The sequence below is a fragment of the Knoellia flava TL1 genome (genome assembly GCF_000768675.1).
Classification (GTDB): Bacteria; Actinomycetota; Actinomycetes; order Actinomycetales; family Dermatophilaceae; genus Knoellia; species Knoellia flava.
The window spans coordinates 112,967-126,219 of sequence record NZ_AVPI01000045.1 but is presented as its reverse complement, the minus strand read 5'-3'; the positions used below and the strand labels follow the sequence as shown (position 1 = coordinate 126,219).

Below are 13,253 nucleotides of genomic sequence, written 5' to 3'. Positions count from 1 at the left end.
CCGGTCAGCCGGCGGCCGGTCGGGCGGGGATGCTGCCGGAGTCGGGCTGCGAGAACACGTCGAGTCTGCCACCGCCCGGTCCGAGGAGGATCGGCGTGTTGTCGATGAGCCGGGTCGTGCCGACGCGGGCGGCGACGGCGAGCAGCGCCTCGCCGCGGTACCACTCGGGCACGTCCTGGAGGGTGCTCGGGTGGACGAGGACGAGGTAGTCGACGAGCGCGAGCGGCTCCTCGACGAGCACCTCGCGGGCCGCGCGGCGCACCGCGGACGGACCGTATGCCGCCTGGTCGGCTCCCGCGGCGAGCGCGCGGCTCAGGCAGAGCGCGACCTCCCGGTCCGACGGCGTGAGGTAGGTGTTGCGGCTGCTCAGGGCGAGCCCGTCCTCCTCGCGCACGGTCGGCACCGAGACGACCTCGACGGGGAAGTCGAGGTCGCGCACCATCCGGCGGATGAGGAGGAGCTGCTGGGCGTCCTTCTGGCCGAAGAACGCCCGGCGGGCGCCGGTGAGGTGGAGCAGCTTGCCGACGACCGTGACGACGCCGTCGAAGTGGCCGGGGCGCGACTTGCCCTCGAGGACGTCGCCGAGCGGGCCGGCGGAGATGCGGACGCCGGGGTCGCCGTCGGGGTAGACGACGTCGGGGGTCGGCGCGAAGACGATGTCGACGCCCTCGGCGGTCGCGATCCGCATGTCGTCGTCAAAGGTGCGCGGGTAGCGGGAGAGGTCCTCCTTGGGCCCGAACTGCAGTGGGTTGAGGAAGATCGTGAGGATGACGTGCTCGGCCGCGCGACGGGCCTCGCGGATGAGCTCGGCGTGCCCCTCGTGGAGCGCGCCCATCGTCATGACGACCGCGACGTCGCTGCCCGGGAGGGCGGCGCGCGCGGCCCGCATCTCGTCGCGCGTGCTCGCGACGACCGGGGTCGCCGCGGACGTCACGGTGGAGGTGGCGCTGTCGGTCACGGTGTCGGCTCCTGGGGCTCCGGGTCGGCGAGGGTGTCGAGCAAGGGCTCTGCGGCCGACGGCCGGAGCCGCCCGCTCTCGAGAGCGCGCACCGCGGTGGCACGGGCCAGGGCGACGTAGGTCGCCCTGATCTCGGGCGAGATCCGGTCGAGCTCGCGCAGGTGCGTGCCCACGGTACTCACATCGCCGCGGGCGACCGGTCCGGTGAGGGCTGCGTCACCCAGCCGCAGGGCGTTGTCGAGCGCGGCCCGAGCGAGCGGTCCGAGGACGCTGCGCGGCTGCTCGACGCCGGCGGCCGCGAGCACCTCCATCGCCTGTGCGACAAGGGTGACGAGGTGGTTCGAGCCGTGCGCCAGGGCCGCGTGGTAGGCCGCCCGCTGGTCCTCGGCGACCCACACCGGCTCGCCGCCCATCTCGACGACGAGCGCCTCGGCCATGGGTCGCAGGGCGTCCGGACCGGTGACCCCGAAGGCGCACTCCTCGAGCCGTCCGAGGTCGAGCGCCGTCCCGGTGAAGGTCATCGCCGGGTGGATCGCGACCGGCAGGATGTGCGCGGACATCGCGGGCCGCAGGACGTCGGCGCCGAACCGGCCACTCGTGTGGATGACGATCTGGCCCGCCTGCCACGTCTCCGTGGCCGCCAGCCCCGCCACCAGCTCGGGCAGCGCGTCGTCGGGCACGGCGAGGAGCACGAGGTCGGCTCCGTCGATGACGTCGGGGATCTCCTTGAGCGGCACTCCCGGCAGGAGCGCGCCGGCACGTTCGCGGCTCTCGGCGCTCACGGCATACGCGGCCTGGATCCGGTGCCCCGCGCGGGCGAGGGCGGCACCGAGGACGGCCCCGACGCGACCGGCCCCGATGATGCCGACCGACAGCCGCGCGGGGTGCTCGCCTCCATTCACGCAGCCAACCTATGCCTTGTGTGCCTCAGCGGAAGCCCAAGGTTCCGCTCAGGCACACAAGGCCGAGGTGTGGGCGTGGCTGTGGAGAACTCCACGGTCACGATCGCAATGACCGACACGATCGGCGCATGAAGCCGCTTCCGCCGAAGGTTCTCGCGTTCGCCGATGCCCAGGCCGGTCTCGTGGCTCGTCGACAGCTTCGCGTCGCTGGCTTCACGCGGAAGCACGTCGACGCCCAGCTGACCGCGAGGAGGTGGTCGGCACGGAGCTCGGTCGTCGTCAGCACCTTCACCGGTGCGCTGACCCGGGAGCAGCAGGCCTGGCTCGGAGTTCTGCATGCCGGGCCTCCGGCGATTGTCGGCGGCTACACGGCACTGGAGCACCACGGGCTCAGGAACTGGCGCCGAGAGCGCATCACGATCCTCGTTGATGACGAGGAGCACCTCGCGCCGCTCGACGGCATCGACTGGTTCCGGACCCGGCGCCCTCTCGAGGTTTGGCGCACAACGGGTCGCGATCTGCCCCTTGCGCGGGTAGAGCCGGCGGCTCTGCTCTGCGCCGCCCATGAGCCCAACTGGCGCACGGCTCAGGGCTTGCTTGCCGCCGTCGTGCAGCAGCGGCTCACGACCCCTGCCGCGCTCAGGACACAGATGGAGCGAATGAAGCCGCTGCGCCGAGCTCCGCGGTTCAGACTGCTGCTGACCGAGTTCGAGGGTGGTGCCCAGTCGGTTGCCGAGGTCGACGTGAAGCGCATGTGCACCGACTTCGGCCTTCCCGTTCCGGCCCGGCAACGGCGCCGTCAGGACTCTTCGGGCCGGTGGCGCTACACCGACTGCGAGTGGACGCTGCCGACCGGAGAGGTGCTCGTCCTGGAGGTCGACGGCGCATTCCACATGGAGGTCGAGCACTGGGAGGGCGACATCCAACGCCAGCGCGGCCTCACGACGCCGGGCCGGATCGTCGTCAGGGCGACGGCACGCGAGATCCGGGACGAGCCGTTCCAGCTCGCTGCCGACCTGCGGAACCTCGGCCTCGCTGCCTTGTGTGCCTGAGCGGAAGCCCTGAGTTCCGCTCAGGCACACAAGGCGGGAGTGGGGATCCTCAGACCTGCGCGACGAACCTCGCGGACCGCTCGCGGAGCCCGGCGACCCGCCGCTCGACGAACTGCTCGCGGGCGTCGGGGTCGTTCGTTCCTGGTGAGGGGTTTCACTGCATCGAGTGTGCCGTCGGACTGCTCGGGACGCGAACGCTTTTGCTGCCGTAGGTTGCGGGGGTGAGCCCTCGACCCTGGCGTGACGCGTGGTGGGACGCGCTCTACGGGCCCCACGGCTTCTACCGCCGCGCCGAGGGCCCGGCGGGTCACTTCACGACCTCGGCGCACGGTCCCCTCGGTGCCGTCCTCGCCGAGGTCGTGGGTCGCCTCGCGGACGACGCCGGCGTATGCCGTGTCGTCGACCTGGCGTGCGGGCGCGGCGAGCTGCTCGGGCACCTCCACGACGCGCGCCCGGACCTCGAGCTCGTCGGGGTCGACGTCGTCGAGCGCCCGGGCGGGCTGCCGGACCCCGTCACGTGGCTGCGCTCCCCCGGCGGCTCTGCGCTGCCCGACGACCTGCGCGACCTCGACGCCCTCGTCCTCGCCCACGAGTGGCTCGACGTCGTGCCGTGCACCGTGGCCGAGGTCGACGACGACGGGGTGCTGCGCGAGGTGCTCGTCGACGACGACGGCACCGAGTCACTGGGCGCCGAGCTCGGCGGCGACGACCGCGCGTGGGTAGGCGCCTGGTGGCCGGCCGTGACGCCGGGCGACCGGGTCGAGGTCGGGCTCGCACGTGACCTCGCGTGGCGGGAGCTGGTGTGCCGCAGCGCTTCTGGCCTCACCGTCGCCGTGGACTACGGCCACACGCGGGCGACGCGACCCGCGCACGGCACGCTCACGGCATACAGGGAGGGACAGGTGACCGAGGTGGTGCCGGACGGACGACGCGATCTCACGGCGCACGTCGCGACCGACTCGCTCCGGGCCGACGAGGTCGTCACCCAGCGCGAGGTGCTCCACCGGCTCGGGTTCATGGCTGCCACGCCGGACCATGCCATGGCGACGACGGACCCGCTCGGCTACGTGCGGGCGCTGGGTCGGTCGTCCACGGTGGCGGCCCTCACCGACGCGCGCGGGCTCGGCGGGTTCCACTGGGCGATGACGCGGCATACTCGGGGCCATGCCTGAGCCGACGAGGGCGCCCACGAGCGCGTCGACGCAGATGACGACCGTCGCCGTTGGCGCCGGTGGCCTCGCAACGGCCGACATGGTGCTCAACATCGGGCCGCAGCACCCCGCGACGCACGGCGTGCTGCGACTGCGTCTCACCCTCGACGGGGAGCGGATCGTGCGGGCCGAGCCGATCATCGGCTACATGCACCGCGGAGCGGAGAAGCTCTTCGAGGTCCGCGACTACCGACAGATCGTCGTGCTCGCCAACCGGCACGACTGGCTCAGCGCCTTCGGCAACGAGCTCGGCGTCGTCCTCGCCGTCGAGGAGATGCTCGGCATGGAGGTCCCCGAGCGCGCCGTGTGGCTGCGGACGATGCTCGCCGAGCTCAACCGGGTCCTGTCGCACCTCATGTTCCTCGGGTCCTACCCGCTCGAGCTCGGGGCGATCACGCCCGTCTTCTATGCCTTCCGTGAGCGCGAGGAGCTCCAGGCGGTCATGGAGGAGGCGTCGGGCGGGCGGATGCACTACATGTTCAACCGGGTCGGCGGGCTCAAGGAGGACGTGCCCGCGGGCTGGCTGGGTCGCGTCGACGACGCGGTCAAAGCCGTGCGCCGGCGCCTGCCCGACCTCGAGTCGATGCTCGTCGGCAACGAGATCCTCACCGCGCGCACCCGCGGGGTCGGGGTCCTCGACGTCGAGACGGTGCAGGCCTACGGCGTCTCCGGTCCCATCGCGCGCGCCTCCGGGCTCGACGTCGACCTGCGGCGGGACGCGCCCTACCTCGCCTACGCCGAGCTCTTCGGCGAGGACGGTCCCGGGCGGGTCGTGACCCGCACCGCCGGCGACTGCCTCGCGCGCCTCGAGGTACTGCTGGAGCAGGTGCACGTGAGCCTCGACCTCGTCGAGCACTGCCTCTCGGTGCTCGGGTCGCTGGCGGCCGGGCCGGTCAACCAGCGGCTGCCCAAGGTGCTCAAGGTGCCGGAGGGCGAGACCTACGTCGCCACCGAGAACCCGCTCGGGTTCAACGGCTACTTCCTCGTCTCACGCGGGGAGAAGACTCCGTGGCGGCTCAAGCTGCGGTCGGCGTCGTTCAACAACGTCCAAGTGCTCACCGAGCTGTTGCCCGGAACCCTCGTCTCCGACATGGTGGCGATCCTCGGCTCGACCTTCTTCGTCGTCGGCGACGTCGACAAGTAGGCCAGTCAGTCGTCGTCGTCGCGGGGGTCGACCCGACACCACGACTGGGCGAGCAGGCCGGCGGCGCCGAGCAGCACCGCCGCACCGACGAGGACCGCGAGCCTCCACAGCCGGTCCTGGTTGGCCACGAGCGAGAGGTCGCTCGCGACGACGGCGAGCTGGCCGGCATACCAGCCGGCGGCAGCCGCCCCGGTGAGGGTCGCCGCCTGCGCGAGGACGACGACGCGGGCGGCGCGGATGGGGTCGAGCCGCTTCGTCGCGCGGCCGGCGAGGTAGGAGCGCACCGGCCAGGCGAACCCGGTGACGAACGCCGCCATCCCGAGCAGCAGCACGGCCGCCAGCCACGAGGGGCGTGGCACCAGCGTGGCGCCGCCGGTGACGAGCCCCCAGAGGAGCCAGGACGCGGCGCCGACGGTCAGGGCCACGAGGAGCGCGACGCGTGCCCGCACGCCGTGACGGTTCACCACCCGTCCTCCAGCAGGTCGACGTCGGGTCCGAGCGAGACGCCGGCGCTGCCGACCTCGGCGGCGAGGTCTGCCACCCGTCGCACCTGGCCCTCGACGCGCAACGCCGCCTCGGGGTCGGCGTCGGCCCAGGGGACGAGGACGAAGGCACGCTCGTGCGCGCGCGGGTGCGGCAGGGTGAGCGCCTCGGTGGTGAGGCGGACGTCGGTGTCGAAGACGGGGTCGCCGTACTGGACGATGTCGAGGTCGAGCGTGCGCGGCCCCCACCGCTCCTTGCGGACCCGGCCGTGGTCGAGCTCGATGTCCTGGAGCGTGCGCAGGAGCCGTTGCGGCGAGAGCGAGGTCGTGCCGACGACGACGGCGTTGAGGTAGGCCGACTGGGCCGGGCCACCCACGGGCGCGGTCTCGTAGACGCGCGACGCCGACCTGAGGTCGAGCGCGAGCCAGAGGGCGCCGACGGCGTTCTGGATCGTCTCGAGCGGCTCGCCCATGTTGGAGCCGATGGCGATGACGACGGGGGTCTCGCGCAGCCGTTCGACGGTGACCGCGACGTCGGTGAAGGGGTGCCCGACCGGGGCCTGTGGCTTGTGCACGGTGACGACGACCGACTCGACGAGCGGGCGGGTGAGCACCTTGGCGGCGATGCGGTCGGCGAGGGCCTCGATGAGGTCGAGCGACTCCCCCTCGATGAGCGCGACGACGTCGCCCGCCACCTCGGCGTAGTTGACGGTGTCGTCGAGGTCGTCGCTCGTGCCGGCCGGGCCGAGGTCGACCTCCATCGCGACGTCGACGACGAAGGTCTGGCCGTCGCGCTTCTCGAAGTCGAGGACTCCGTGGTGGCCCGTGGCCGAGATGCCCTTGAGGACGATCCGGTCGCTCATGCGCCCTCCTCCGTTCCGCTGGTCCGCAGCGCGTCGGCGACGTCGAGGGCTTCGGTCGTCGAGGCCACGTCGTGCACCCGCACCGCCCACGCACCGCAGCGCGCCGCGTGGAACGACGTCACCGCGGTGGACAGGTCGCGCTCGGCCGGTGGCCGCGGGTCGGCGCCGGGCGGCTGGCCGACGCGCCCGAGGAAGGTCTTGCGCGACGCGCCGACGAGGACCGGGTGGCCGAGTGCGACGACCTCGTCGAGACGGTTCAGCAGGGCCCAGTTGTGCGCGGCCGTCTTGGCGAAGCCGAACCCGGGGTCGAGGATGATGTCCTCCGCGCGGATCCCGCTCTCCTGCAACGCCTCCACACGCTGGCGCAGCTCACGGCACACGTCGTCGACGACGTCGTCGTAGACGGCGCGCGACTGCATGTCGGTGCTGTGCCCGCGCCAGTGCATCGCGATGAACGGTATGCCGGCCTGCGCCACGAGCGCGGCCATGTCACCGTCCGCGAGCCCTGCGCTCACGTCGTTGACGATCGCCGCGCCCGCCTCGACCGCCGCACCGGCGACGCAGGCCCGCATCGTGTCGATGGAGATGACGGCACCCTCGGCCGCCAGCGCCCGCACGACGGGGACGACCCGGCGCAGCTCCTCCTCGACAGCAGGCCGCTCGGCGCCGGGGCGGGTGGACTCGCCACCGACGTCGATGAGGTCGGCACCGGCAGCGATCAGCTCACGCCCGTGGGCGATCGCCGCCTCGGGCTCGAACCACTCCCCGCCGTCGCTGAAGGAGTCGGGCGTGACGTTGACGACCCCCATGACCAGGGGCCGGGGTCCGGCGACGAGCGGGATCACGGGGTGCCGCTCACCGCTTGCCGCCGAGGAGCAGCGACATCGCCTCGGACCGGGTCGCCGGGTCGCGCAGCTGCCCCCGCACGGCGGAGGTGATGGTGCGCGACCCCGGCTTGTGGACGCCGCGCATCGACATGCAGAGGTGCTCGGCCTCGATGACGACGATGACTCCCTGGACACCGAGGTGCTCGACGAGCGCGTCGGCGACCTGGGTCGTGATGCGCTCCTGCACCTGCGGGCGCCGGGCGAAGACGTCGACGAGCCGGGCCAGCTTGGACAGGCCGGTCACCGTGCCGTCCGGCGCCGGGATGTAGCCGACGTGGGCCACGCCGTGGAAGGGCAGGAGGTGGTGCTCGCACGTCGAGTAGATCTCGATGTCGCGCACGATGATGAGCTCCTCGTGGTCGATCGAGAAGCGCGCGGACAGGACGTCGGCAGGGTCCTGCGACAGGCCGGCATACAGCTGCGTCGCGGCGCGCGCGACGCGATCGGGGGTGTCGCGCAGGCCCTCGCGGTCGGGGTCCTCCCCGATCGCGAGGAGCAGCTCGCGCACCGCCCGCCGCGCCCGGTCGTGGTCGACCTGGCGCGGGGGGAGGGTGTCGCTCTCGTCGCTGGTGTCGGGCACGGCCGACCCGCCGTCAGTGGGCGTCGGGGTCGACACGCTGGCCCTCGGGAACCTCGATCACCTGGGTCGGCGGGTGCTCGTCGGCGGCCGCGGCCGCCGGGTGGGCGCCGTCGGTGGCCGCCTTGTCGATGGCCGCGGTCGTCGTCGGGTCGCCCTCGTTGACGTGGGCGCCCTGCGGCTCCCCGGACGGGCCGTGGCCGTTGGCGCTGCCGTTGAGCGCAACCTGCTCGGCCGGCGTGAGGACCGGCGGCTGGTCGGAGATGCCGCGGTGCTCGCTCGAGAGCCACGTCGGGCGCAGCGGGCGCTTGACGATGCCCTCGAAGACCTCGGCGATCTCCTTCTGGTTGAGCGTCTCCTTCTCGAGGAGCTCGAGGACGAGGCGGTCGAGGATGTGGCGGTTGTCGTTGATGACGTGCCACGCCTCGTCGTGGGCGGCCTCGATGAGGTTGCGCACCTCCTCGTCGACGATGCCGGCGATGCGCTCGGAGTAGTCGCGCTGGTGGCCCATGTCGCGGCCGAGGAAGACCTCGCCCTGGCTCTGGCCGAGCTTGATGGCGCCGACGCGCTCGCTCATGCCGTACTCGGTGACCATCTTGCGGGCCATCGCGGTGGCCTTCTCGATGTCGTTGGCGGCACCGGTCGTCGGGTCGTGGAAGATGATCTCCTCCGCGACGCGGCCACCGAGGGCGTAGGCGAGCTGGTCGAGGATCTCGTTGCGCGTCGTCGAGTACTTGTCGTCGATGGGCATGACCATCGTGTAGCCGAGCGCCCGGCCGCGGGGCAGGATCGTCACCTTGGTGACGGGGTCGGTGTGGTTCATCGCCGCGGCGACGAGCGCGTGCCCACCCTCGTGGTAGGCCGTGATCTTGCGCTCCTTGGCCGACATGATCCGCGTCTTCTTCTGCGGACCGGCGATGACGCGGTCGATCGCCTCGTCGAGCGTGGCGTCGTCGATGAGCGTCTGGTCGGTGCGGGCCGTGAGCAGCGCGGCCTCGTTGAGCACGTTGGCGAGGTCGGCGCCGGTGAAGCCGGGAGTGCGACGGGCCACGGCGAGGAGGTCGACCCCGGGAGCCATCGGCTTGCCCTGCGAGTGGACCTCGAGGATGCGGTGGCGGCCGAGCATGTCGGGGGCCTCGACGGCGATCTGGCGGTCGAAGCGGCCCGGGCGCAGCAGGGCCGGGTCGAGGATGTCGGGGCGGTTGGTCGCCGCGATGAGGATGACGTTGGTCTTGACGTCGAAGCCGTCCATCTCGACGAGCAGCTGGTTGAGCGTCTGCTCGCGCTCGTCGTGGCCGCCGCCGAGGCCGGCGCCACGGTGGCGGCCGACGGCGTCGATCTCGTCGACGAAGACGATGGCGGGCGCGTTGGCCTTGGCCTGCTCGAAGAGGTCGCGGACGCGGGAGGCACCGACACCGACGAACATCTCGACGAAGTCCGAGCCCGAGATCGAGTAGAACGGCACGCCGGCCTCACCGGCGACGGCGCGGGCGAGGAGGGTCTTGCCCGTGCCGGGCGGGCCGTAGAGGAGGACGCCCTTGGGGATCTTGGCCCCGACCGCGAGGAACTTCGCCGGGTCGGAGAGGAACTCCTTGATCTCGTGGAGCTCCTGGACCGCCTCGTCGGCGCCGGCCACGTCGTCGAAGGTGACCTTGGGGGTGTCCTTCGTGGCGAGCTTGGCCTTGGACTTGCCGAACTGCATGACGCGCGAGCCGCCGCCCTGGGCCTGGCTCATCATGAACCAGAAGAGGCCGACGAGCAGCAGGATCGGGAAGATGCTGATGAGCAGCGACCAGAACGGGTTCTGGGTCTCGCGCTTGTCGTTGTAGCCCTCGGTGGGCGGGTTCGCCTTGACGAGCTCGACGAGGGACTCGGCCCGGGCGTCGACGAACTCGGCACGCACCTTGTCGGCGCCGGAGATGTTGGCCTTCTCGTCGGTGAACGCCGAGTCCGCCTTGAGGTCGAGGTTGAGGACGTTGTCGCTCGTGAGCTCGGCCTTGTCGACCTTCTTGTCGGTGATGAGCTTCTCGGCCTTGGCCGTGTCGATCGTCGCGTAGCCGCCGTCCCCTCCCAACGAGAACATCACGACGGTGATGGCGATGACCGCCAGGACCCAGAACAACGGGGCCTTGAACACACGCTTGGCATCCATGAATGTGAATGAGGCCGGTGGCCCCACGTCCTCCTGATCAACGAGCTCATCCGTGCACGCTCGCGCGTCACTGGCTGGGTACACACGCTACCCGTGACGGTCCTTCCGGTCCCGGGTGCGTCCGACCGAACAACGACCGGCGTATGCCGCGTGTTCCGGGCTCCTTGCGGCTGCACCTGTGACTGATTGCCCGTTCGCGCCGACCTTCCGAAGCCGCGCCTTCTCGAGATGAGCGCGAACGGGCAATCAGTCCCGCTGGGGTCAGGAGTAGACGTGGGGGGCGAGCGTGCCGACCTGGCGCAGGCCGCGGTACTGCTCGGCGTAGTCGAGGCCGTAGCCGACGACGAACTCGTTGGGGATGTCGAACCCGACCCACTTGACGTCGACCTCGACCTTGGCGGCGTCGGGCTTGCGCAGCAGGGTGCAGATCTCGACCGAGGCGGGGTTGCGCGACTCGAGGTTGGACCGGATCCACGAGAGCGTGAGGCCGGAGTCGACGATGTCCTCGACGATGAGCACGTGCTTGCCCGAGATGTCGGTGTCGAGGTCCTTGAGGATCCGCACGACGCCCGAGCTCTTGGTGCCCGAGCCGTAGGAGGAGACGGCCATCCAGTCGACCGGCGCGGTGATCGGCAGGGCGCGCATGAGGTCGGCCATGACCATGACCGCACCCTTGAGCACCCCCACGAGGAGCACGTCCTTGTCGGCGTACTCTGCCGCGATCTCCTCGGCCAGCTCGGCCAGCCTGGTCTGGATCTCGTCCTCGGTGACGAGGACCCGCTCGAGGTCTGCTCCCATGTGGGCAGCGTCCACGGTGCCTTCTCCCTCTCGTGTCGACGGTCCGTCAGGGCCAGTCAACCGGACGGGCGGGGTCGAGGGACAGCCGGGACCCGTCACCGTCCCCGGGCAGCGGCCCGGTGCCGGTCTATCGTCGGGCCATGACGGCTCGAGACCTGTCCGGTGCACGCGTGGCCGTCGTCGGCGCGAGCGGCGCCCTCGGCTCGCTCCTCGCCCGCGAGCTGGCCGGACGAGGCGCACGGGTGCTCCTCGTGGGCCGGGACGCCCGCCGCCTGGCGGACGTCGGGCTCGACGGTGCACCGACGGTCGTCGTCACGGACATCGCCGACGCCGCGGCCGGCGAGAGCGTGGCCGAGGCCGCCACCGAGCACCTCGGCGGCCTCGACGGCGTCGTCGACGCGGCGGGGGTCGTCGCCTTCGGCCCGCTCGTCGACACCCCCGACGCGGTCATCGAGGAGCTCTTCCTCACCAACGTCGTCGGACCGCTCATCCTGCTCCGGCGTCTGCTCCCGATGCTCGAGGAGTCGCGCGGCTTCGTCGCGCTCGTCAGCGCGGTCGTCGCCGAGCGCCCGCTGCCCGGCATGGTCGCCTACTCGGCGAGCAAGGCCGCGATGAGCGCGGTCGCCATCGCGCTGCGCACCGAGCTCCGCCGGGCCCGGGTCGACGTGCACGACATCCGCCCGCCACACACCGAGACCGGGCTCGCGGACCGGCCCCTCAGCGGACAGGCTCCGAGGCTTCCGACCGGCCACCGGCCCGAGGACGTCGCCCGGAGGATCGTGGACGCGCTCGCCGACGGTGAGCTCGACCTCCCCGCGGAGGCGTTCGGGAAGCCTCCCCGATGACGGGTGCGGCGAGCTGGCTCGTCCTCGCCAGCGGCGCGCACCTCGGCTTCCAGCTCACCGTCACCCTCGTCGTCTATCCCGCGCTCGCCGACGTCGGGCCCGGGCGATGGGCCCGGGCGCACGACGCCCACTCGCGCCGGATCACGCCCGTCGTGGCCGTCGTCTACGTCGGGCTCCTGGCCGCCGTCGCCGCGGCACTGCTCGCGGGCCCTGTGAGCATCGGAACGCTCGTCGCGGCAGCCGGCGCCGGGTGGTCGATGCTGCTCACGGCCGTCGGGGCCGCGCCGCTGCACGGCCGCCTCGGTAGGGGTCACGACGAAGGGCTCGTCCGCCGCCTCCTCGGCGTCGACCGGCTGAGGCTGATCGGCGCCGTCGTCGGTGCGGCCGGGGCGGTCGCCGCGCTCTGACGGGTCAGTGCGAGAGCGTGACCGTGCCACCCGCGCGGACGGCCCTCAGGTCGCCCGGGAGGTGGAGTGGACCCTGCCCTCGCCACCGCGTGAGCAGTGCGTCGCAGGCCTCCGTATGCCGTGTGCCCACCTGCCCCGCCGGCGCACCTGCCGCGACGAGGAGCCGGCGCCACACACGGGTGCGGACAGGTCGGGGCAGGGCCATGAGGTCGGCGGCCGCCCACGGGCCGGGACCGAGCTCCCGCACCGCCGAGTCCGCGAGCGCGTCGAGGAGGTCGGCGTCCTCCCGGAGCTGGTCGGCCGAGCGGGCGAGGCTGGCCGCGACGCCCGGCCCGAGGTCCGCCTCGAGGTCGGCGACCGCACGCCGGGCCCGCACGCGCGTGAACGCCGGGTCGTCGTTCATCGGGTCGTCCCACCACGGCACGCCCTCGGCCTCGCACGACTCGCGGCACTGCGCCCGGGTCACGCCGAGGAGGGGACGGCGGACGCGGTCGCGGGCGGCCGGCATACCGGCGAGGGAGCGGGCACCGGACCCGCGAACGAGCCCGAGCAGCACCTGCTCGGCCTGGTCGTCGAGGGTGTGGCCGAGGAGGACGACGGCCGCGCCGACGCGCTCGGCGACCGCGTCGAGCGCCGCGTGGCGGCCGTCGCGCGCCGCCGCCTCCAGCCCGGACCCGGTGTCGGACACCGTGACTCGCTCGACGAGGACCGGGTCGAGACCGAGGTCGCGCAGCCAGCCGGCCGCGCGAGCCGCGACGTCGTCGGACCCGGGCTGCAGGCCGTGGTCGACGACGACGGCTCCCCCGCGCCAGGACGCGTGCCGCTGCTCGTGGGCGACGGCCTCGGCGAGCGCCATCGAGTCACCCCCGCCGCTGCACGCGACGAGGACGACGTCACCGGGTGCGAGGTCCGCGAGCGTCGAGCGGACGGCATACCGGATCGTCGCCGTCGACGGGTGCGGACCACTCACGGGGA

At 72.5% G+C, this 13,253-nt stretch carries 14 protein-coding genes; 5 read left to right on the top strand and 9 right to left on the bottom strand.

From position 1 onward, the window contains the following. Positions 1-4: 4 nt before the first annotated feature. Positions 5-958, bottom strand: coding sequence for a pantoate--beta-alanine ligase (gene panC, locus N798_RS13380; protein ID WP_268234559.1), 954 nt, complete (start codon positions 956-958; stop codon positions 5-7). After that, positions 955-1,860: a Rossmann-like and DUF2520 domain-containing protein gene (locus N798_RS13375; RefSeq protein ID WP_035949159.1), complete on the bottom strand. Its 906-nt coding sequence runs from the start codon at positions 1,858-1,860 to the stop codon at positions 955-957. The genes panC and N798_RS13375 overlap by 4 nt, the downstream gene beginning before the upstream one ends. 20 nt (positions 1,861-1,880) lie before the next feature. Between N798_RS13375 and N798_RS13370 the strand changes: the two genes are divergently transcribed. The 3 genes from N798_RS13370 (at position 1,881) to N798_RS13360 (ending at position 5,267) form a co-directional block, all read left to right on the top strand. After that, the gene (locus N798_RS13370; RefSeq protein WP_156971743.1) at positions 1,881-2,912 is read left to right on the top strand and encodes a hypothetical protein; all 1,032 of its coding nucleotides are present in this window, start codon (positions 1,881-1,883) and stop codon (positions 2,910-2,912) included. 221 nt (positions 2,913-3,133) lie between these two features. Further along, complete coding sequence (locus tag N798_RS13365) at positions 3,134-4,084, top strand: SAM-dependent methyltransferase (RefSeq protein ID WP_035949156.1); 951 nt, start codon at positions 3,134-3,136, stop codon at positions 4,082-4,084. Beyond that, positions 4,077-5,267, top strand: a complete 1,191-nt coding sequence (locus tag N798_RS13360) for an NADH-quinone oxidoreductase subunit D (RefSeq protein WP_035949154.1) — start codon at positions 4,077-4,079, stop codon at positions 5,265-5,267. The genes N798_RS13365 and N798_RS13360 overlap by 8 nt, the downstream gene beginning before the upstream one ends. Before the next feature lie 5 nt (positions 5,268-5,272). On the opposite strand, the gene N798_RS13355 is transcribed toward N798_RS13360, so the two are convergent. The 6 genes from N798_RS13355 to hpt form a co-directional block, all read right to left on the bottom strand. After that, on the bottom strand, positions 5,273-5,731 hold the full coding sequence (locus N798_RS13355) for a DUF3180 domain-containing protein (RefSeq protein ID WP_052117347.1): 459 nt from the start codon (positions 5,729-5,731) through the stop codon (positions 5,273-5,275). Continuing rightward, positions 5,728-6,612, bottom strand: coding sequence for a 2-amino-4-hydroxy-6-hydroxymethyldihydropteridine diphosphokinase (gene folK, locus N798_RS13350; RefSeq protein WP_035949152.1), 885 nt, complete (start codon positions 6,610-6,612; stop codon positions 5,728-5,730). Before folK ends, N798_RS13355 begins: the two co-directional genes overlap by 4 nt. Beyond that, positions 6,609-7,457 carry a dihydropteroate synthase gene (folP, locus tag N798_RS13345; RefSeq protein ID WP_035949150.1) on the bottom strand — a complete coding sequence of 283 codons (849 nt, stop codon included), beginning with the start codon at positions 7,455-7,457 and terminating at the stop codon, positions 6,609-6,611. The genes folK and folP overlap by 4 nt, the downstream gene beginning before the upstream one ends. Positions 7,458-7,467: 10 nt before the next feature. Then, the gene (gene folE / locus N798_RS13340; RefSeq protein WP_035949297.1) at positions 7,468-8,079 is read right to left on the bottom strand and encodes a GTP cyclohydrolase I FolE; all 612 of its coding nucleotides are present in this window, start codon (positions 8,077-8,079) and stop codon (positions 7,468-7,470) included. A 13-nt stretch (positions 8,080-8,092) separates the two neighbouring features. Then, positions 8,093-10,228: an ATP-dependent zinc metalloprotease FtsH gene (ftsH, locus tag N798_RS13335; protein WP_035949148.1), complete on the bottom strand. Its 2,136-nt coding sequence runs from the start codon at positions 10,226-10,228 to the stop codon at positions 8,093-8,095. A 261-nt stretch (positions 10,229-10,489) separates the two neighbouring features. Next, positions 10,490-11,041: a hypoxanthine phosphoribosyltransferase gene (gene hpt / locus N798_RS13330; protein ID WP_198030754.1), complete on the bottom strand. Its 552-nt coding sequence runs from the start codon at positions 11,039-11,041 to the stop codon at positions 10,490-10,492. Between the two features lie 125 nt (positions 11,042-11,166). Here hpt and N798_RS13325 point away from each other — a divergent pair, with 125 nt between their 5' ends. Then, complete coding sequence (locus N798_RS13325) at positions 11,167-11,871, top strand: SDR family NAD(P)-dependent oxidoreductase (protein ID WP_035949144.1); 705 nt, start codon at positions 11,167-11,169, stop codon at positions 11,869-11,871. Next, complete coding sequence (locus N798_RS13320; protein ID WP_035949142.1) at positions 11,868-12,278, top strand: hypothetical protein; 411 nt, start codon at positions 11,868-11,870, stop codon at positions 12,276-12,278. The genes N798_RS13325 and N798_RS13320 overlap by 4 nt, the downstream gene beginning before the upstream one ends. Positions 12,279-12,282: 4 nt before the next feature. Here the strand turns inward: N798_RS13320 and tilS are convergent, their stop codons facing one another. Further along, on the bottom strand, positions 12,283-13,248 hold the full coding sequence (gene tilS / locus N798_RS13315; RefSeq protein WP_035949140.1) for a tRNA lysidine(34) synthetase TilS: 966 nt from the start codon (positions 13,246-13,248) through the stop codon (positions 12,283-12,285). Positions 13,249-13,253 lie beyond the last annotated feature (5 nt).

Bases quoted from the DNA above. Each gene is read 5' to 3' on its own strand.
- N798_RS13320 (WP_035949142.1), top strand. From the start codon at position 11,868: ATGACGGGTGCGGCGAGCTGGCTCGTCCTCGCCAGCGGCGCGCACCTC.
- N798_RS13325 (WP_035949144.1), top strand. From the start codon at position 11,167: ATGACGGCTCGAGACCTGTCCGGTGCACGCGTGGCCGTCGTCGGCGCG.
- folK (WP_035949152.1), bottom strand. From the start codon at position 6,612: ATGAGCGACCGGATCGTCCTCAAGGGCATCTCGGCCACGGGCCACCAC.
- N798_RS13360 (WP_035949154.1), top strand. From the start codon at position 4,077: ATGCCTGAGCCGACGAGGGCGCCCACGAGCGCGTCGACGCAGATGACG.
- ftsH (WP_035949148.1), bottom strand. From the start codon at position 10,228: ATGGATGCCAAGCGTGTGTTCAAGGCCCCGTTGTTCTGGGTCCTGGCG.